Below are 19,046 nucleotides of genomic sequence, written 5' to 3' on the forward strand. Positions count from 1 at the left end.
TGGGTGTGGGCCGGGCCGGGGGGGTTGGGGGGGGTGGGGGGGGGCAGGCCGGGGGGGGGGGGGGCCACCTGGGGGGCCCCCCCCCCGCCCCGGTGCAGACGGTCGCCTCCGCACCGCCGGTGTCACTCGTCCGGATCGGACGCACTCTCCTCGCAGACGAAGCGGGCCAGCGCGGCCACCCCGTCCACGATCTGACTTTCTGTCAGTGAACTGACGGAGAGCCGTAGCCTGCGCTCTCCCCCGCCGGCCGGGTAGAACGGCGCCATCGGCGTCCAGAGCACGCCGTGGTCCCGGGCGCACCGCTCCATGGCCGCCTCGTCGGCCGCGAAGGGCACCGTCAGCACGGCGAAGAAGCCGCCCTCCGGCCGGTTCCAGGACACCCCCAGCCGGCGGCGCTCCGAGGAAGGGAAGTAAAGCTCCAACTCCCGCAGCAGCACGGTCAGGTTGGCCGCGTAGTGGGCCGTCGCCGGGGCGTTGGCGGCACGCAGACGGCAGTCGTGGCGCAGCAGCATGCCGCCGATCACGGCCTGGCTGAGCGCGGGCGTGTTGACCGTCGTCATGCTCTTCAGCTTCGCCAGCTCGTCCGCCAGCAACGAGCGCCGCCCGCCGGGCCCGGCCACCTCCTGGTCGGCCACGACGTAGCCGAGGCGGGCGCCGGGGAAGCAGGTCTTGGCGAAGGAGCCGAGGTAGACGACCTGGCGGCGGCGGTCCAGCGCCTTCAGCGTCGGCCGCTCGCCCGGCCTGCGGGCGAAGAAGCCGTACGGGTTGTCCTCGACGACCAGCAGGCCCTCCTCGGCCGCCGCGTCCAGCAGCCGGGCCCTGGCGGGGAGCGGCATGCTGGCGCCGGACGGGTTGGCGAAGTCGGGGACGACGTACAGGGCGCGCGGGCGCCGCCCCGCGGCCCGCACGGCGCGGGCGGCGGTGCGGACGGCCTCCGGGTCGGGTCCGCCGTCGGGGCCCTCCGGCACCGGGACGCTGGTCAGGTCCAGCAGCCGGGCGGCGCCGGTCACGCCGACGTAGCAGGGCGAGCTGACCAGCAGGACGTCGTCCGGGCCCGTGCAGAGGGCGCGCAGTGTCAGCAGCATGCCCTCCTGGGCCCCGACGGTCAGCACCAGGGCCTCGGGCGGGACGGCGAGGCCCTCGTCGTTGGCGAGGGTCCGGGCGACCAGGTCGGCGATGATGCCCTTGGTCGGCCCGTACTGGAAGAGCGTGGTGCGGACGGCGTCCCGGCCCGTGCCGGCGGCCGCCAGGTGGTCGAGGTAGGCGTCCAGGTAGGTGTGGACGTCCTCCGGTTCGAAGAAGCCCTCGTACGGGCGGCCGGGAGCGAAGGACACGGCCCTGGGGTAGCGGGTGGTGACCTCGTTGAGGAAGGTCATCGCGTCCAGCAGCGGATCCGCGAGGGAGGCGTGCAGCTCTTCCAACGCCAGCGGCGGGACCGGATCGGGGGCGACTGTGGGCTGGCGGACGCCCGTGGACCCGGGCGCGCCCGTGAGCTCAGGGGCGCCCGCCGGATGAACCGCACCCGCCGGATGAACCGCACCCGCCGGATGGACCGCACCCGGGGGATGGACCGCACCCGCCGGCTCGGGCGCGCTCACCGGAGGGCCTCGCGCAGCCGCTCGGCGGCGTACTCCTGGGCGGCGCCGGCCGCGTCGAGGACGCCCGTCATGGCGAAGAAGCCGTGCGGCATACCCGCGTACCGCCGGGACTCCACGGCGACGCCCGCCGCCCGCAGCGCCTCGGCGTAGTGCTCGCCCTCGTCCCGCAGCGGGTCGTACTCGGCGGTGATCACGGTGGCGGGCGGCAGGCCGGCGAGGCTCGGGGCGCGCAGGGGGGAGGCGTGCGGGTGGTCGCCGTCGGCGGGGTCGGCGAGGTAGTGGCCCCAGTACCAGGCGACCGAGCGGCGGTTGAAGAGCGCCGGGTCGTCGTGTTCGCGCAGCGAGGCGGTGTCCGCCCGGTGGTCGGTGTTCGGGTAGACGAGCAGCTGGTGGCGCATGGCCGGCCCGCCCTCGTCACGGGCGAGCAGGGTGAGGACGGCGGCGAGGTTGCCGCCCGCGCTGTCGCCGCCGACGGCCAGGCGCCCCGGGTCGATGCCGAGGTCCGCGGCGTGCCCGGCCAGCCAGTGGGCGGCGGCGCGGCAGTCGTGGACGGCGGCGGGGAAGGGGTGCTCGGGGGCCAGGCGGTAGCCGACCGAGGCCGTGACGCAGCCGACGGCGTTGGTGAGGCGGCGGCAGATCGCGTCGCTGGTGTCCGGCGAACCGAGGGTCCAGCCCCCGCCGAAGAGGTAGAGCAGGGCCGGGAGCGCTTCGCCGTCGGCCTGCCCGGGGCGGTAGAGACGGAGCGTCAGTTCGCCGCCCGGGCCGGGGATGCGGTGCTCCTCCACGGCGGCGACGGGTTCGGGGGTGCCGGCGGCGGCCCGGACGTCGGCGAGGTCGGCGGCTCTGGCCTGGGCCGGGGTGAGGGTGTAGAGCGGTGGCGTGCCGGCCTGCGCGCGGCGTTCGCGCAGCGCTCGGGCCTGGGGGTGAAGTGGCATGGATCGTCCCATCGGACTGGGGGTTCGCGCACCCGGGGTCGGCCGCTCGGGGCCGACGGCCGGGGATCGGCGGTTCGGAGCCTACGGCCCGGGGCCGGCGATTCGGGTCAGCGGTTCGGGGTCAGCGGTTCGGTGTCAGGGTTTCGGACTCAGGGGGTGGGGGCCGCGGACTCCGGGTCAGCGGTCCGCCTCGACGTAGATCGTCTCGTCCGTGCGGAACGCGGTGTCGAGGTCGGCGACGTCGGCGCGGCTGCCCCGGCGGTAGGCGCAGTGACGGATCTGGCCCGGCTCGAAGCCGGCCCGGGTGAGGACGTGGCGCAGCTCGTCGAGGTCGTAGATCCACTGGTGGCCGTAGTGGCGGAAGATCTGGTTGACGAGGAAGGCCGGGCGGTCGGGCATCGGCGGGCCGAAGCCCATGGTGGTGAGGCGGCGGCGGTGCTTGGCGAGGAAGCCGTCGTTGGTGGCGTAGCCGACCAGGTAGCGGGCCAGGTCGGGGGTGGTGAGGCGCAGGACGCCCCCGGGACGCAGCACGCGCCGGGCCTCCCGCAGCCAGCCGACGGCGACCGGCAGGGTGACGTGCTCGATCAGGTGCTCGGCGTAGACCCAGTCGACGCTGGCGTCGGCGAAGGGCAGCGGCCGGCCGATGTCGAGCTGGGTGAACCAGCGGTCGCCGTCGACGCGGTAGAGGGTGCCCTGCTCGGTGGCGGTGTCGGGGCTGGTCAGGGCGGTGAGGTCGGTGCCGAGGCCGGCCGGGTGGGCCGTCCGGAAGGCGGCGAACTCGATGCCGGTCAGACCGAGTTCGCGGAAGTCGTGGTGGTCGTGCGGGAGCCGGTCGGCCGGTTCGAGGGTCTTGCAGGTGGCGACCCGGTCGCTGACCTCGTCGAGGCGGGCGGCGAGGCCCTCGGGGTCGTCCCAGTCCCAGCCGGGGAAGGCGTCCTGGTTCTTCATGGCGTCGGTCCTTCTGTCGGGGCTGCGGGGGTTGTACGAGCTGTCGGGGTTGTACGAGCTGTCGGCGCTGCCGGGCTGTGGGCGGGCACCGGGTGGCCCGGAGCCGGGGTGCGGGACGCCCGCCCGGGGTGTGCGGGAACGCTTCGAACGGGCGGCGCGTCACGTGCGCAGGGCGCCCCGGGCTTCGCGCCGCGCGCCTCGGCGGGCGGCCCTTCGGGCAGCCTGGCCGTGGTCAGACGGGCCAGGGCGCGAGGGCCGAGCGGTCCAAGGCGGCGGGCGTGGGGCGGCCCAACAGGGCTAGCGTGTGCTCCAGTTCGTCGCGGAGCAGGCCGAGGACGCGGGCCACGCCGTCCTCTCCCCCGGTGGCGAGCCCCCAGAGCACCGGGCGGCCGACCAGCACGGCGCGGGCGCCGAGGGCGAGTGCGACCGCGATGTCGGTGCCGGTGCGGACGCCGCCGTCGAGCAGGGCCGGCACCTCCGGCGGGAGGGCGGAGGCGACCTCGGGGAGGGCGGCGAGGGCGGGCAGCGCTCCGTCCAGCTGGCGCCCGCCGTGGTTGGAGACCACGACGGCGTCCACCCCGTGCTCGGCGGCGAGCCGGGCGTCCTCGGCCGTCAGGACGCCCTTGAGGACCAGCGGAAGGCGGGTGCGTTCGCGCAGCCAGGCCAGGTCCGCCCAGGTCAGGGTGGGGTCGAACTGTTCCAGCGCGTGGTCGGCGATGCCGGAGGAGCCGGCGCCGGCCCGGTGACTGGCGGCCATCAGCTCCGGGTCGAGGTTGACGGCGCGGATCTGCGGCGGGACGGCGAAGCCGTTGCGCAGGTCGCGCAGGCGCCGGCCTATCCGGGGGGCGTCGACGGTCAGCATCAGGGCGGTGAAGCCGGCCGCCTCGGCCCGTTCGATCAGCGCGGCGAGCGCGTCGCGGCGGCGCAGCCAGTAGAGCTGGAGCCAGAGCGGCCCGGTGGCCGCGGCGGCGATGGATTCGAGGGTGCGGCTGGCGAAGATCCCGGCGACGAGCAGAGCCCCTGTCCGTCCGGCTGCCCGGGCGGTCGCCGTCTCGCCGTCCGGATCGACCAGCCGGTGGTAGGCCATCGGGGCAATGCCGACCGGGAGTTGGAGGTCGGATCCGAGCAGCCGCACGGCGGTCGAGCAGGCGGAGACGTCGACGAGTGTGCGCGGCCGCAGTGCGTGGCGGCCGAACATTTCCCGGTTCCCCGTAAGGGTGCGTTCCGCTTCGCTGCCACCCTCGATGAAGTCCCATATTTCTGCGGGAAGTTGGGCGCGTGCAGCGCGCTCGATCCCGGCCAGCGTGAGTAGTCCCACGGGCATCCTCGCTCCCGGACGGCCGCGCTCGGACCAGTCCCGGTTCCGCAGCGTAGGAGGTCTGCACCAGATTGGTATAGACCTTGATTTGACCAATCGTCTGTGCAAAGGTCTGGCAACGGAATTGACCGTATTGGTTGAGAACGGCGTCCATGTCAAATCTCCTCACTGCGTGGAGTGGCGTTGACCGGCATTTCCCTCTCATCACTTCCGCCCTCTTCACCGCCGCACGCCGACGCCCCCCACGACTGGGTGGAACGGTTGCTGCTGGCCGGCCCCGGGGGCGAGGAGTGCCTTCACTTCGGCACACCCGTCGACCGTGACGCGCTGCGCGCCCTGGTCGGCGAGCAGGTCGAGCGGCTGACCGCGGCCGGCCTGGCGCCGGGCGGAACGGCCGCACTGCGGCTGCCGCCCTCGCTGGGCTTCGTCGCCGTCCTGCTGGCCTGCTGGCAACTGCGCGCCCAGGTGGCCCTGTTGGACCACCGGCTGACCGACCACGAGGTCGGCCTCGCGGTCGGGCGGCTGGCCCCGCAGGTGCTGGTAGGGTCCGAGCACCGGACCTCGGCGGCGCTGCGCGGCTTCTCCGAGGTCGATCCGGTGGCCGTCCGGCTGCCGGGCGGGCGACCGGCGGCCACCGGCCATGTGCTGGTCCAGCTCAGCTCCGGATCCACCGGTCCGGCCAAGGTCATCGCCCGCACCGCCGGCGACCTCGTCCGTGAACTCACCTGCTACCGCAAGCTGGTGGACTTCCCTGGCGAGGGCGACCGGGTGGTGCTGCTCTCCTCGGTGGTGCACGTGCTCGGGCTGGTCGGCGGACTGCTGAACAGCCTGCACGCCCGCGCACCGCTGACCGTGCCGGCCCGGATGACGGCCGCGGGCATCCTCGCCGCCGTCGCCGCGGAACAGGAACGGCCGACCACCGTGATCGGCGTCCCCTTCCACGCCGAACTGCTGGCCGGCACGGCCTCGCCACCCCCGTTGCCCCGGCTGCGGCGGATGGTGGTGGCCGGGGAGCTGGTCCGCCCGGGCCTGCCGGGCGCCTTCACCGCGGCGTACGGCGTCCCGCTGGGCACCATGTACGGGATGACCGAACTCGGCGTCATCGCCACCGACCTGAACGGCCGGCTGCACCCGGCCAAACAGCCGGTGGACGGTATGGACCTCCGGCTGGTGGACGGGGAGTTGCAGATCGGGACGGCCGCCTCGCCGTACCCCGGCCTGGACGACCCGACCCGCTGGTCGGACGGCTGGCTGCACACCCGGGACGCCGCGGTCCTGGAGCCGGCCACCGGACTGGTCACCGTGCTCGGCCGACGGGACTCGCAGGTCTCGATCGGCGGGCTCAAGGTGGACCTCACGGAGGTCGAGCAGACCCTGGCGGCCCTGCCGGACGTCCGCGAGGCCGTGGTGGTCTTCGACGAGGGCGCCATCGAGGCGTACCTCGCCACCGAGGACGGTGCGGACCGCACGCTCGTCCAGGAGAGGCTGGTCCGGGAGCTCGCCGCCTACAAGCGGCCCCGCCGGCTGGCCTTCCTGCCGCAGCTGCCGCGCACCGCCACCGGAAAGCTGCTGCGCGACCCGGCCGCCCTGCGCGCGGCCGCCCGCTGAACCGCGGTTCCCCGCCGGACCCGCTCCGCCCACCCGTCCGAACGCAATATCCGCATTGCCCTTCCCGGCCGGGCCGACGCGAACACCCCTCCGTCCCCGCGGCACCTTCACCGCGGACCGGACCGGCCCTCCCGTCGTACCCGAACGGAATTCCCCGACAAACCGCACGCGCCGCCGCGTGCAGGCACCAAGGAGCACACCATGCAGGACCGCATCCGCGAGTTCGTCCTCGCCGCGCTGGCCGAGATGCAGTACGACGTCTCCGAGGTCACCGGCGACACCGACCTCGGCCCGGCCGGACTCGACCTGGAGTCGCTCGCCCTCGCCGACCTCTCCGTGCAGGTCGAGGACGAGTTCGGGGTCAAGTTCGACCTGGACGAGATGGAGAGCACCGCACTGATGACGCTGGACCAGTTCACCGCCGACGTCGCCGACCGCGTCGCCGCCTCCGCGGCCACCTCGGGCAGCCCGGCGTGACCGGCGTGACCGGCCCCGGCCTCCCGGACCGGGCCGAGGTGGTGGAGATCCTGGCGGCGTTCGGGCAGCGCGCCGCCGACTCCGTCCCCGAGGAGCTCGGATCACTCGAACTCACCTGGTTGATCGCCGAGTTCGAGCAGCGTTACGGCATCGAGGCGGACCTCGACGACGAGGCCTTCGAGGCGATCCGGACCGTGGACGACGCCACCGCGGTACTCCGCGCCGCCGTCCTGGCCGAGGCCGGGAGTTCGCCGGCCGCACCCGTTCCCGCAACGCCCGGGGCCGCACCGTCATGACCGGCCACGCCCCGCCCGTCGCCGGCGCCGCCGTCCGGCCGGTGATCACCGGTGTCGGCGTGCTCAGTGCGGCCGGCACCGGGCTCGGCGCGCTCGCCGAGGCCGCCGCCCACGGCAAGACCGCCTTCACCACGGTGACCCGGTTCGACGTCTCCGCCCGCCGCACCACCCGGGCCGCGCTGCTGCCCGAGCCGACGGGGCTGGCCGAGGCGGTCCTGGACGCCGTGGACCAGGCCTGCCTCCAGGCCGGCCTGCCAGCCGGGGCCACCGAGCATGCCGATCCCACCGAGTATGCCGGGGCCACTGAGCACGCCGGCCCGGGCCGCCCGGGGATGCCCGTCCTGCTCGCGCTCCACAGCGACCTGCGCACCCGGGCGGTCACCACGGCCGTCGCCACCGGGGCGGCCGCCGCGTGGGCAGTCCCCGGCGTCACCCGGGTCTACACCGGCGCCTGCGTCGCGGCCGGCACCGCGGTGGCCGACGCCGCCGCACTGGTCGCCGTCGGGCGGCACCCCCGGGTGCTGGTCGCGGCCGGACACCTGGTCGAGCCGGGCGTCTTCGCGGCCTTCGACGCGGGCCGGGCGCTCTCCCGCGACGGCGAGCTGCGCCCGTTCAGCGCGGGCCGCACCGGCACCCTGCTCGGCGACGCGGCGGCGGCCGTGCTCGTCGAGGCCGAGCCCGCCGCCGAGCGGCGCGGCGCGACCGTGCTCGCCCGGCTGGCCGGCTGGGGCCGGACCGGCGACGCCCACCACGTCTGCCGCCCCGAGCCGGACGGCGAGGGCGCGGCGCGGGCCGTTCACGCAGCACTCGCCCGGGCCGGCGTCGACCCGGCGGAGATCGGCTACGTCAACGCCAACGGCACCGGCTCGCCACTGGCCGACCGGGCCGAGGCGAGTGCACTGCGCCGGGTCTTCGGGGCGCACGCCGAACGACTGCCGGTGAGCTCCAGCAAGTCCGTCCACGGTCACGCCCTGGAGGCCTCCGCACTCCTCGAACTGGCTGTCACCATAGCTACGTTGGGCGACGGCAGACTGCCGGTCAACGCCGGCTGGCTCGGCCCGGACCCGGACGTCGGCCTCGACCTCGTCCTCGACGGCCCGCGCACCGCCCGGCCGCGCTACGCGCTCACCCTCAACTCCGCCTTCGGCGGCGCCAACACCGCACTCCTGGTGGCCGCCCCATGACCGAGCTGCGCGTCCTCTCCCGGGCCCGCTGGCCGGACCCCGACCGCGCCGCCCCCGACCTGCCCGACCGGCTGCCCCCGCTCCCCGGCTTCTCCGCCTCCTCCTTCAACCCGCTGGTCGCCGAGGCCGCCGAGCGCTGCCTGCGCGCCCACCACGGCGCCGCCCCGGCGCCCGGCCGGACCGCCCTGCTGCTGGCCAGCGTCGGCGGCGACCGCGCCACCGCCCGGGCCATCGAGGAGGCCGCGTCCTCCGGTCGGCGGGTGCCTCCGCTGCTGTTCTTCCAGTCCAACCCGAACGCCGTCCTCGGGCACATCGCCGCCCGCTGGGGCCTAACCGGGCCCGTGGTGGCGATCAGCCCGGTGGAGGCGCCACCGGACGGGCTGCCGCAGGACGCACTCGACCTCGCCGCCCTGCTCCTCACGGACGGCGACGCCGACCACGTCCTGATCGTCGCCGCGGAACAGGCCGACCCCGGCCCCGGCGAACGGGCCGACGCCTCCGAACCGGGCGCCGCCGGACCACGCAGCGCCACCGGACCGGGCGATGTCGAACCGGGCAGCGCCTCCGGGCAGGCGGCCACCGGACCGGACGACGGCAGGACCGGCACGGACCGGGCCGTCGCCGTCCTCGTCACCGCCGCCTGACCGCACGCAGCACCCGCACCACCGTCACCCGAGAGCACCGCCGTAGCACCGCCGCACCACCGCCCCCGGCCGCGCCGCCGTCCCCCGGGCGCACAGCACCACCTGAGCGCACAACACCCCCCGAGCGCACACCGTCACCCCGCACCCGCGCGAGCGGCCCCGCACGCCGCGTCCCGCCGCAGTACGCCCAGCACCATGGGAAGGATCCACCACCGTGAGCATCCGCAGTATCCGCACCCTCCTGGCGGAAGACCCGGACGTCGGCGCCGGCAACGTCCTGTCCAGCCGGCTGGCCCTGGGCCTCGGTCTGGACGAACCGCTGCTGACCTTCGACACCCCGGTGGACGACCACGCCGCCTGGCAGCCCTTCACCCTGCACGAGCTGGACCGCGCCGTCCGGGCCCGCGCCGCCGCGCTGCACGCACTCGGCGTCGGCCGCCGCGACCCGGTGGTGGTGTACGCCTCCGACGCCGCCGACCACGTGCTCGCCTTCCTCGCGCTCGCCCGGCTCGGCGCCGTCCCGGCCCTGCTCAATCCCAACCTCGACGGCGAGCGCGCCGCCCGCTACATCGCCAAGCTGGGGCCGGTCGGCATCCTCGCCGACCCTGCGCACCTGGCCGCGCTGGCCGGACACGACGCCGGTGCGCCGGCCTTCCCGGAGATCTCCACGCTCGGCGCGGGTGACCCGGAGGCCGCGCCGGCGCCCTACCGGCACTGGTCGGGCGACCCGGTGGCGATCACCCACTCCTCCGGCACCACCGGGATGCCCAAGGCCGTCGTCCACTCGCACGCGAGCCTGTACGCGGCGATCCGGCACCGCCTCCGGCTGCCCCGCCCGCAGGGGCAGGAGCGGATGCTCAGTGCGCTGCCCGCGCCGCACGCGGCCACCCTGATCGCCCTCAACCTGGCGCTCAGCTCCCACACCCGACTCGCCGTGCTCTCCCGGCAGTCGGGGGCCGGGGTGCTGGACGCGATCGAGGACTGGCGGCCAACCGGGGTGATCGGCTTCGCCGCCACCTGGGCCGAGCTGGCCCATCACGACCTGTCCGCACGGGAGTTGGCGTCGGTCGCACTCTGGTGGAACACCGGAGACTGCGCCCACGAGGTGCACATCCGGCGGCTGATCGCGGCCGGCAGCCGCGAGGCGGTGACCCGGGAGGGCCGGGTCCGCCTTCCCGGATCGCTGTTCGTCGACGGCCTCGGCTCCACCGAGATGGGCCACTCGCACTTCTTCATCACCCACGGCCCCGGCACCGAGCGGTACGGCCGCTGCGTCGGACGCCCGCACGCCTTCGTCGACTGCGAGGTCGTCGGACCGGACGGCGAGCCGCTCGGGCCGGGCGAGGTCGGCGAACTCGCCACCTCCTCCCCCACCCTGGCGCTCGGCTACTGGAACGACTCGGCCACCACCTTCCGGACCAGGCTCCGCGGCCGCTTCCTCACCGGCGACCTGATGTACCGGGACGAGGAGGGCTACTACTACCACGTGGACCGGCTCGTCGACTCGGTCGAACTCGGCGACGGCAAGCGCCTGTTCACCGCCATGTCGGAGGAACGGGTGTTGGCCGCCTGCCCCGACGTGGCGGACTGCACGGTGGTCGCGGTGCAGGCCGGCGGGCAGGTGGTCACCGACGTGCTGCTGGTCCTGGCCCCGGGCGCCGACCCGTCGGCCGACCGCACCAAGGCGGTCACCTCCGCACTCGACGAGGCCGCCGCGGCCACCGTCCGCCAGGTGCTGGTGGTGACCGGCGACGACATCCCGCTCGGCCCGACCGGCAAGGTCCGCAAGGTGCTGCTGCGCCGGCGCCACCTCGAATCGGCGACCGGCCGGTGACGGGCCACGACAGCGGCCGGCCGGCCGCCGTGGTCACCGGCATCGGCCTGGTCACGCCGGTCGGCCGCACGCCCGCCGAGGTCTTCGGGGCGCTGACCGCCGGCCGCTCCGGCATCCGCGCCCTGCCGGAGGGCCACGCCGCGCACGGCTGGCTCACCGCCGCCGGGCTCGCCCCGGCCGTGGACGGGCGCGAGGTGCTGCCACCCACCGAGGCCCGCTGCGTGGACCGGTTCGTGCTGCTCGCCCTGGCGGCCGCCGACGACGCGCTCGCCGACGCCGGCCTGGTCGTGGGCCGGGACGCCGACCCGCGCCGCACCGCCGTCGTGCTGGCCACCGGCGGCGGCGGGCTGGAGACCTTCGAGCAGCAGTCGCACCGCCGGCTGGAGCGCGGTCGGCCCGGCGTCACCCCGTACCTGCTCCCCGGCATGCTCTCCAACATGGCCGCCGCCCGGATCGCCATCAAGCACGGCATCCGGGGCTTCAGTTCGGCGATCGTGACGGCCTGCGCGGCCGGTGCCCAGGCCGTCGCCGAGGGACTGCGGCTGATCCGGGCCGGCGACGCCGACGTGGTGGTCTGCGGCGGCAGCGAGTCTTCCCTTCACCCGACGATCGCCTCCGCTTTCACCAACGCCCGCGCCCTGTCGTCCGGTTGGGACGACCCTGAGCAGGCCAGCCGGCCGTTCGACGCCCGCCGCAACGGCTTCGTACTGGGCGAGGGCAGCGCCGTACTGGTACTGGAGCGGGCCGGGCACGCGGACGCCCGCGGGGCGGCCGGCTACGCCGACCTCACCGGCTGGGGGGCGTCCACCGACGCCCACCACCCGACGATGCCGCGCCCGGACGGCGAGGGAGCCGCCGACGCGATGCGCTCCGCGCTCGCCTGCGCGGGCCTGGCGCCGTCCGACATCGGCTACGTCAACGCACACGGCACGGGCACCAGGCTGGGGGACGTCGCCGAGACCGCCGCACTGCGCGCCGTCTTCGGCGAGCACGGCCCCGCGGTCAGCTCCACCAAGGGTGCAACCGGTCATCTGCTCGGCGCGGCAGGGGCGTTGGAGGCGGCCGTCACCGCGCTCGCCGTGGCCCGGGGCGTGCTGCCGCCGACGGTGAACCTGACCGATCCCGACCCGGCCTGCGCGCTCGACCACGTCCGGGGCGGCGCCCGGTCCGTTCCGCTGCGGGCCGCCCTGAGCAACGCCTTCGCCTTCGGCGGCCACAACGTGAGCCTGGTCTTCGGCCCGGCGTCCACCAGGTCGGCCAGGTCCGCCGACTAGCACCCGGACCGGCCGCGTTCGGCCGTGTCGTGCCCCGACCACGCACCCAGCCACTCGTCCTTCGCCACTTCCGGGGAGATCCCGTTGCCCATCCAGTCCATCACCCATGTCGAGTTCCATTGCGCGGACGCCGACAAGGCCGCGGCCGGCCTCTGCGCCGACTTCGGCTTCACACCCGAGGAGTCCGTCGCTCGCGAGTCCGCCGTTATCGAGTCCGGCCCCGAGGGGTCCGTCGCCCGCGAGTCCCATGCCGAGCGGGGCGTGCCCGAGGGGCCCGGAGCGACCGCACCCGGCGGCGTGCGCGCCGTCCACCTGCGCCAGGGCGGCATCCGGCTGCACCTGCTCTCGGCCGCCGACCCCGCCCACCCGGTCGCCGAGTACGTCGCCCGGCACGGCGACGGCGTCGCGGTCATCGCGCTCGGCTGCACCGACCCGCAGGCCTCGCTGGAGCGCGCCGAGCGGCACGGCGCCCGCGTGCTGGATCGCGACGGCCGCCTGGTGGCCGGTTTCGGCGACCTGGCCCTGCGGTTCGTGCCCCAGCCGCCGGAGGCCGGGCAGGACCCGCAGGCCGGGCAGGAGCCGGCGAGCGGGCAGGAGCCGCAGCGCGGTCACGGCTCGGCCGGGTCCCGGTCCGCCAACGCCGACGCCGACGCCACCGCCACCGCCACCGCCACCGGCACCGGCACCGGCACCCTGCTGGAGGCCCTCGACCACGCCGCGATCTGCGTCCCGGCCGGCGAGCTGGCACCCGCGGTGCGGTTCTGCGAGGCCGCGCTCGGCCTGCACCGGATCTTCGGCGAGTACATCGAGGTCGGCGAGCAGGCGATGGACTCCAGCGTCGTACAGAGCGCCTCCGGCGAGGTCACCTTCACCCTGATCGAGCCCGACACCGGCCGCCGCCCCGGCCAGATCGACACCTTCCTCGCCGACCACGGCGGCGCCGGCGTCCAGCACCTGGCGTTCCGCACCGACGACATCGCCACCGCCGTCCGGACCATCCGCGGCCGCGGCGTGGAGTTCCTCAGCACCCCGGGCGCCTACTACGACGCGCTGGCCGAGCGGCTCGGCGGCACGGCCATCCCGGTCGGGACGCTGCGCGAACTCGACGTGCTGGTCGACCAGGACCACGGCGGGCAGCTGTTCCAGATCTTCGCCCGCTCCACCCACCCGCGCCGGACGTACTTCCTGGAGCTGATCGAGCGCCAGGGCGCGGGCACCTTCGGCACCGCCAACATCAAGGCGCTGTACGAGGCCGTCGAGCGCCAGAACGCCGTCGCCTCCGCCTGAACCACCCCCGACCGCCCGAAGGAGGCCACAACTCATGACCACTGCGACGGAGTTCCAGCTCACCGAGGCCGAGAGCGCGCTGCTGCCCACCCCCGAGGAGGTGGCCGGCTACCTCGAACACGGCTGGTACCTCTCCCGCCGGCTGTTCAGCGACGAGGAGCTGGACACGCTCCAGGCCGCCACCGAGAAGTACTACGAAGGCCACCGGGACCGCCAACTGCCCGTCCGCCCGCCGCACCTGGCCTCCTGGGAGCCCTCGCACGGCCCGGTCCAGCGGCACAACGACTACGTGCACTTCGAGAGCGACGCGATCGGCGCGATCCTGCGCAAGCCGCTGCTCGGCGCCGTCGCCGCGCTGCTCGCCGAGGCCGAGGAGATCCGGGTCTTCCAGGCGACGCTGATCTACAAGCCGCCGGTCCCCGAGGAGCCGAGCAACCAGGTGCCCTGGCACTTCGACAAGCACTACTGGCAGACCTCGTCCTCCGAGCGGATGCTCACCGCGTTCCTGCCGTTCCACGACTGCCACGAGGAGAACGGCACCATCACCATGATCGACGGCAGCCACCGCTGGCGCGAGCTGGACTCCGGCGAGGACTCCACCCGGCACTTCGCCCACCGCGACCGGTCCGAGCTGGAGGAGCTCCTGGCGGAGAACGCCCGCTTCAACGGGCAGCAGGTCCGCAAGGTGCCGATGCCGATCCCGCGCGGGCACGTGAGCTTCCACCACTGCCGCACCTATCACGGCAGCGGCCCCAACCTCGCCGCCACGCCCCGCCGGGCGGTCTCGCTGCACCTCCAGGACGGCGCCAACACGTACCGCAGGGCCACCCGGCCGGACGGCGGCACGGTGGTCTACAACCACGACGTGGTGGTCCGCCGCACCGCCGACGGCCGTCCCGACTACACCGACCCGGACATCTGCCCGACGCTCTGGCGGGGAGCACGGTGACGGCGCCGACCCGGACGCCCGCCGCGCCGCTCGCACCCGCCGCGCCACTCGTCCCCGGTGCGCCGCTCGCACCCGTCACGCCACTCACGCCCGTCGCCCCTCTCGGCAGCCCCGCGCAGCGGTACCGGATGCTGCGGCTGATCCGCGGCTTCGAGGAGCTGGCGCTCCGCCTGGTGAAGTCAGGGGTGATCACCGGTGGCATCCACCCCTACATCGGGCAGGAGGCCGTCGCGGTCGGCGTCTGCGCCGCGCTGGGCCGCGGCGACCGGCTCACCTCCACCCACCGCGGCCACGGCCACGTGCTCGCCCGGGGCGCCGAGCCGCATCGGCTGCTGGCCGAACTGGCGGGCCGGGTCGACGGGTTGAACCAGGGGCGGGGCGGCTCGATGCACGCCGCCGACCTCTCGCTGGGGATCCTGGGCGCCAACGGCATCGTCGGCGCCGGCGCGCCGATCGCGGTCGGCGCCGCCTGGGCGGCCCGGCAGGCCGGCGACGGCACGGTGGCGGTCTCCTTCTTCGGCGACGGAGCGCTCAACCAGGGCGTGCTGCTGGAGGCGCTCAACCTGGCCGCGATGTGGCGGGCGCCTGTGGTCTTCGTCTGCGAGAACAACGGCTACGCGACCACGCTGCCCGCCGCCACCGCGGTCGCCGGCAGCGCGGTCGGCCGCGCCGCCGCCTTCGGCATCCCGGCGGTGACGGTCGACGGGATGGACACCGAGGCCGTCCGGGCAGCGGCCGAGGAGGCCGTGCACCGGGCGCGCACCGGCGGCGGCCCCGGCTTCCTGGAGTGCCGCACCTACCGCTTCGAGGGCCACCACACCATGGAGCGGCGGATGAAGCTGCACTACCGCACGGCGGAGGAGGTGGACGCCTGGCGTGCCCGCGACCCGCTGCCCCGGGCCGCCGCCGCGATCGGCGACGCCCGCGCGGCCGAACTGGACGCCGAGGTGGCCGCCGAGCTCGCGGAGGCCGAGCGGTTCGCACTCGCCTCCGAACACCCGGACCCGGCAGGCGCGTTGACGTACCTGTACGCCGACGGGCGGCAGCCGCGGGCGGGGGCGGTGGGATGACCAGGCTCTCCTACACCAAGGCGCTCAACCGGGCGCTGGCCGACGAACTCGCCGCCGACCCCGCGGTCTGCGTCTTCGGCGAGGACATCGGTGCCGGCCTGGCCGGTCCGACCCTCGGGCTGCTCGACCGCTTCGGACCGGAGCGGATCGTCGACACCCCGCTCTCCGAACAGGCCTTCACCGCGATGGCGATCGGTGCGGCCCTGGCCGGCCACCGCCCGGTTCTGGAGTTCCAGATCCCCTCGCTGCTCTTCCTCGTCTTCGAGCAACTCGTCAACCAGGCCCACAAGTTCTCCCTGATGACCGGCGGCCAGGCGGGCGTCCCGCTGACCTGCCTGGTCCCGGGCTCCGGCTCCCGCGACGGCTGGGCCGGCCAGCACTCCGACCACCCGTACAGCCTGTTCGCCCACGCCGGGGTGAAGACCGTCGTGCCCGCCACCCCGACCGACGCCTACGGTCTGCTCCGCTCGGCCGTCCGCGACCCCGACCCGGTCATCGTGTTCGCACCGGCCGCGGCGCTGCCCGTCCGCGAGACCGTCACCTGGGAACTGGCGCCGATCCCGCTCGGCTCGGCGCGCGTGCACCGGGAGGGCACCGACGTCACCCTGGTCGCCGTCGGCCACCTGGTGCACGACGCACTGGCGGTCGCCGGGGAACTGGCCGACGAGATCTCCGTCGAGGTGCTCGACCCCCGCACCCTCCACCCCTTCGACTGGGAGGCACTGGCCGCCTCGCTGGAGCGCACCGGCCGGCTGGTGGTCGTCGACGACTCCAACCGCAGCTGCGGCATCGGCGCCGAGGTGCTGGCCACCGCCGCCGAGGAGATGCGGCTGACCGCCCCGCCGCGCCGGGTCACCCGCCCGGACGGCGCGGTGCTCCCCTTCGCCCCCGCCCTCGACCGCGCCCTCCAGCCCGGCCGGGAACAGCTGCGGCACGCCCTGCGCGCCGTCATGAAGTAGCCCGCCCCACCCGGCACCCGACCCGAACCAGCACCAACCCCGCACCAGCCCCTTCCCCCGTGAGGAGCCCCACATGTCCACCAACCGCTACCACTGGGACCGTTCGCACCCCGGCCTGAGCAGCCTCCAGCAGGCCATCGACCCACTGCGCCGCGAGGTCGTCGGCCACACCGTCTACGGCGGCCTGAACAGCATCGGGCGGGTCCGCACCTTCCTGGACCGGCACGTCTTCGCGGTCTGGGACTTCATGTCACTGCTCAAGAGCCTCCAGCGCGAGCTGACGAGCGTCGAGGTGCCGTGGGTGCCGAACGGGCCGACCGCCAGCCGACGGCTGATCAACGAGATCGTCCTGGTGGAGGAGAGCGACGAGCTCGGCGAGGGCTACACCAGCCACTTCGAGCTGTACGTCGAGGGCATGCGGCAGGCCGGCGCCGACCCCAAGCCGGTCGAGGACTTCCTGGGGCTGCTGCGCTCGGGCACCGCGGTCCCCGAGGCGCTGAAGGGCGCCGGGGTTCCGCAGGCCGCCGTGGACTTCACCTCGACCACCTGGGAGATCATCGAGAACGCCCCGGTCCACTGCCGCGCCGCCGCCTTCGCGTTCGGCCGCGAGGACCTCATCCCCGACATGTTCGCGCAGGTCATCAAGATCGAGGACCCGGACGGCGCGCTGACCGTCTTCAAGGACTACCTCGCCCGGCACATCGAGGTGGACGGCGAGCAGCACACGCCGATGGCGATGCAGATGCTGATCGACCTCAACGGCGACGACGACGCCAAGTGGGCCGCCTGCGCGGAGACCGTCCGCCTCGCCCTGCGGGCCCGGGTGCAGCTCTGGACGGCGATCGAGGAGGCCTTCCCGGCCTGATCGGACCGGGAGGGCGGAGGGGGACGGCCGGGTGGCGGCCGTCCCCCTCCGGCATGACCCGGGGCCCGCTCCCGGCATGACCCCGGGCGGCCCGCCCCGGGCGCCACCCGACACGCCTCCCGACACGCCTCCCGAAGCCAACCGGTACGCCACCCAACGCCGCTCAGCGCGCCTTTCAGAGCACCTTGGGAACCGTGGCGGCCACCGCCGGCAGCACGTCCGCCGGGTCGCGGTGGCGGTGCAGCGCGGCCCGGCCCTCGGCACCGCGCAGCCGGGCGGCCAGCCGGGCCGGGAGCACGACGGTGGTGAGCAGCCCGGTGCCGTGGAAGCCCTCGACCGTCCAGGAGACCCACGGCAGCGGGTAGTTGGCGGCCGGACTGAAGAACACCGGCCGGCAGCCCTGGAAGCGGATCCGGTACGCCCCGAACCGGCTCCAGTTGGAGAAGCTGAACCGGCGCTGCTCCGGGTCGAAGCCGAGCGGCACGCAGTCGCGCAGCCGGTCGCGTCCGAGCGACTCCAGGAAGGCCAGGTTGGAACGGAGGTTGAGGTGCTCCCCGGTGAAGTCCTCGACCGCCGTCCGGAGGGCGGCGGCGAGTGCGGCCGGCCCGTCCTCCGGTACCTGCGCGAGGTGGACCTCGCTGAGCAGGTTGCCCACCAGGGACGCCGGCAGGCCGAGCGGGCGGCGCGCGTTGACCGGGACGGTCAGCCGGCGCTCCTCCCGGTCGCCGTCCAACTCGCGGACGACCGAGACGACATGGGCGCAGATCACGTCGCCCGAGGAGAGACGCCGACCCGCCTCCTTCTCGAAGTCCGCACGCATCCGGGCGATTTCGTCGTCGCCGAAGTAGATCTGGACGGTCCGGTTGGCCCGGGGCCCGGCCGCCACCTCGCAGGCCAGGGCGGCGGCCTCGACCGGCGAGGGCACCCGGAATCCCGGCCGGCCGCAGTCCTCGGCGGGCAACAGGCCGTCGAGCATCGCGTCCTGATCCTCGATCAGCTCGGCCTCGGGAAGCTCCTCGCCCTCGACCGCGGCGGACCAGGCGTGCATCAGCAGCATGAAGCTCTGCAGGTCTCCGATCGCGTGGTGCCAGGAGCAGCCGAGCACGGTGCCGCCGGCGGAGGGCCGGGTGAGCCGCACGGTCAGCAGCGGGACGCCGCCGGCCCGCGCGGCGGGGGCGTCCACCGGGTCGACGAGTTGCGCGCCGGCCGAGGTGAGCCGGCCCATCGCCTCGGCGAGGGTGCCGTCGACGTCGTAACCGTCCACCGGGACACCGGAGTCGTCGCAGACCACCTCCAGGGCGCCGTCGACGGTGCGCAGCCGTCCGGCGAACACGGGGACCCGCTCCAGCGCCCGGGCCAGCCCGGCGGCGAGCCGGTCCTCGTCCAGCGCCTGCTCGAAGAAGAGGACGACCGAGACGGAGAGGTCGGCCAGCATGGTGTCCATCAGCCCGCAGCGCAGGATCGTCCCGGGGGCCCGGCCGGCCCGGACGAGCCGGGAGTCGCGCAACTGCGGCCAGACGCTCATGTGTCCATCCCCGGGGCTCGCAAGGAGTCGTGCACGGCAGAAGGAGCCGTGCAAGGCAAATGACAGGGCGGCACCCACGGACGGCGGGGCGGCACCCCGAACGATAGGGCAGCGGCCCGGCGCCGATCCAGTGGTCCAGTCCAATTTTTCGGTCCCGCCACTGCCCGCACGCTGTGCCCGCCACGGTCCGCACGCTGTGCCTGCCACCGCCCCCACGCGGTGCCGGCCGACGCCCGCACGCCCAGCCCGCCACAGGTCACCCCGCCTTGGCCACG

17 protein-coding genes are annotated in these 19,046 nt (G+C 75.0%); 12 read left to right on the plus strand and 5 right to left on the minus strand.

What is annotated here, in order from left to right; all coding sequences use genetic code 11:
• Window positions 1–122: 122 nt before the first annotated feature.
• From ACFC1F_RS11230 to ACFC1F_RS11245, 4 genes are all read right to left on the minus strand, one after another.
• Window positions 123–1,421, minus strand: coding sequence for a PLP-dependent aminotransferase family protein (locus ACFC1F_RS11230; protein ID WP_376157274.1), 1,299 nt, complete (start codon window positions 1,419–1,421; stop codon window positions 123–125).
• 173 nt (window positions 1,422–1,594) lie between these two features.
• A complete protein-coding gene (locus ACFC1F_RS11235; RefSeq protein WP_376157276.1) occupies window positions 1,595–2,533 on the minus strand; it encodes an alpha/beta hydrolase in 939 nt (312 codons plus the stop codon).
• Between the two features lie 177 nt (window positions 2,534–2,710).
• Entirely contained in the window at window positions 2,711–3,481 is a 771-nt protein-coding gene (locus ACFC1F_RS11240) for a methyltransferase domain-containing protein (protein ID WP_376157278.1), read from the minus strand.
• 232 nt (window positions 3,482–3,713) lie between these two features.
• On the minus strand, window positions 3,714–4,805 hold the full coding sequence (locus tag ACFC1F_RS11245; RefSeq protein WP_376157279.1) for an alpha-hydroxy acid oxidase: 1,092 nt from the start codon (window positions 4,803–4,805) through the stop codon (window positions 3,714–3,716).
• A 177-nt stretch (window positions 4,806–4,982) separates the two neighbouring features.
• Between ACFC1F_RS11245 and ACFC1F_RS11250 the strand changes: the two genes are divergently transcribed.
• The 12 genes from ACFC1F_RS11250 (at window position 4,983) to ACFC1F_RS11305 (ending at window position 17,246) form a co-directional block, all read left to right on the plus strand.
• Complete coding sequence (locus ACFC1F_RS11250; protein WP_376157280.1) at window positions 4,983–6,407, plus strand: class I adenylate-forming enzyme family protein; 1,425 nt, start codon at window positions 4,983–4,985, stop codon at window positions 6,405–6,407.
• A 201-nt stretch (window positions 6,408–6,608) separates the two neighbouring features.
• Entirely contained in the window at window positions 6,609–6,884 is a 276-nt protein-coding gene (locus ACFC1F_RS11255) for an acyl carrier protein (RefSeq protein WP_209410986.1), read from the plus strand.
• Entirely contained in the window at window positions 6,881–7,180 is a 300-nt protein-coding gene (locus tag ACFC1F_RS11260; protein WP_376157282.1) for an acyl carrier protein, read from the plus strand. The genes ACFC1F_RS11255 and ACFC1F_RS11260 overlap by 4 nt, the downstream gene beginning before the upstream one ends.
• Entirely contained in the window at window positions 7,177–8,364 is a 1,188-nt protein-coding gene (locus ACFC1F_RS11265; RefSeq protein WP_376157284.1) for a beta-ketoacyl synthase N-terminal-like domain-containing protein, read from the plus strand. Before ACFC1F_RS11260 ends, ACFC1F_RS11265 begins: the two co-directional genes overlap by 4 nt.
• The gene (locus ACFC1F_RS11270) at window positions 8,361–9,008 is read left to right on the plus strand and encodes a hypothetical protein (RefSeq protein ID WP_376157285.1); all 648 of its coding nucleotides are present in this window, start codon (window positions 8,361–8,363) and stop codon (window positions 9,006–9,008) included. Before ACFC1F_RS11265 ends, ACFC1F_RS11270 begins: the two co-directional genes overlap by 4 nt.
• Before the next feature lie 214 nt (window positions 9,009–9,222).
• Complete coding sequence (locus tag ACFC1F_RS11275; RefSeq protein ID WP_376157287.1) at window positions 9,223–10,842, plus strand: class I adenylate-forming enzyme family protein; 1,620 nt, start codon at window positions 9,223–9,225, stop codon at window positions 10,840–10,842.
• Entirely contained in the window at window positions 10,839–12,116 is a 1,278-nt protein-coding gene (locus tag ACFC1F_RS11280; RefSeq protein WP_376157288.1) for a beta-ketoacyl-[acyl-carrier-protein] synthase family protein, read from the plus strand. The genes ACFC1F_RS11275 and ACFC1F_RS11280 overlap by 4 nt, the downstream gene beginning before the upstream one ends.
• Window positions 12,117–12,200: 84 nt before the next feature.
• Window positions 12,201–13,403 (plus strand): VOC family protein, encoded by a 1,203-nt coding sequence (locus ACFC1F_RS11285; RefSeq protein ID WP_376157290.1) that lies wholly within the window; start codon window positions 12,201–12,203, stop codon window positions 13,401–13,403.
• Window positions 13,404–13,437: 34 nt separating this feature from the next.
• The gene (locus ACFC1F_RS11290) at window positions 13,438–14,352 is read left to right on the plus strand and encodes a phytanoyl-CoA dioxygenase family protein (RefSeq protein ID WP_376157291.1); all 915 of its coding nucleotides are present in this window, start codon (window positions 13,438–13,440) and stop codon (window positions 14,350–14,352) included.
• Window positions 14,349–15,422: a thiamine pyrophosphate-dependent dehydrogenase E1 component subunit alpha gene (locus tag ACFC1F_RS11295; protein ID WP_376157293.1), complete on the plus strand. Its 1,074-nt coding sequence runs from the start codon at window positions 14,349–14,351 to the stop codon at window positions 15,420–15,422. Before ACFC1F_RS11290 ends, ACFC1F_RS11295 begins: the two co-directional genes overlap by 4 nt.
• Window positions 15,419–16,381 carry an alpha-ketoacid dehydrogenase subunit beta gene (locus ACFC1F_RS11300; RefSeq protein ID WP_209410994.1) on the plus strand — a complete coding sequence of 321 codons (963 nt, stop codon included), beginning with the start codon at window positions 15,419–15,421 and terminating at the stop codon, window positions 16,379–16,381. The genes ACFC1F_RS11295 and ACFC1F_RS11300 overlap by 4 nt, the downstream gene beginning before the upstream one ends.
• 73 nt (window positions 16,382–16,454) lie before the next feature.
• On the plus strand, window positions 16,455–17,246 hold the full coding sequence (locus tag ACFC1F_RS11305) for a DUF3050 domain-containing protein (RefSeq protein WP_148640844.1): 792 nt from the start codon (window positions 16,455–16,457) through the stop codon (window positions 17,244–17,246).
• A gap of 175 nt (window positions 17,247–17,421) precedes the next feature.
• On the opposite strand, the gene ACFC1F_RS11310 is transcribed toward ACFC1F_RS11305, so the two are convergent.
• A complete protein-coding gene (locus ACFC1F_RS11310) occupies window positions 17,422–18,771 on the minus strand; it encodes an acyltransferase (protein WP_376157294.1) in 1,350 nt (449 codons plus the stop codon).
• Window positions 18,772–19,046 lie beyond the last annotated feature (275 nt).

Source organism: Kitasatospora sp. NPDC056181 (genome assembly GCF_042266225.1).
Taxonomy (GTDB): domain Bacteria; phylum Actinomycetota; class Actinomycetes; order Streptomycetales; family Streptomycetaceae; genus Kitasatospora.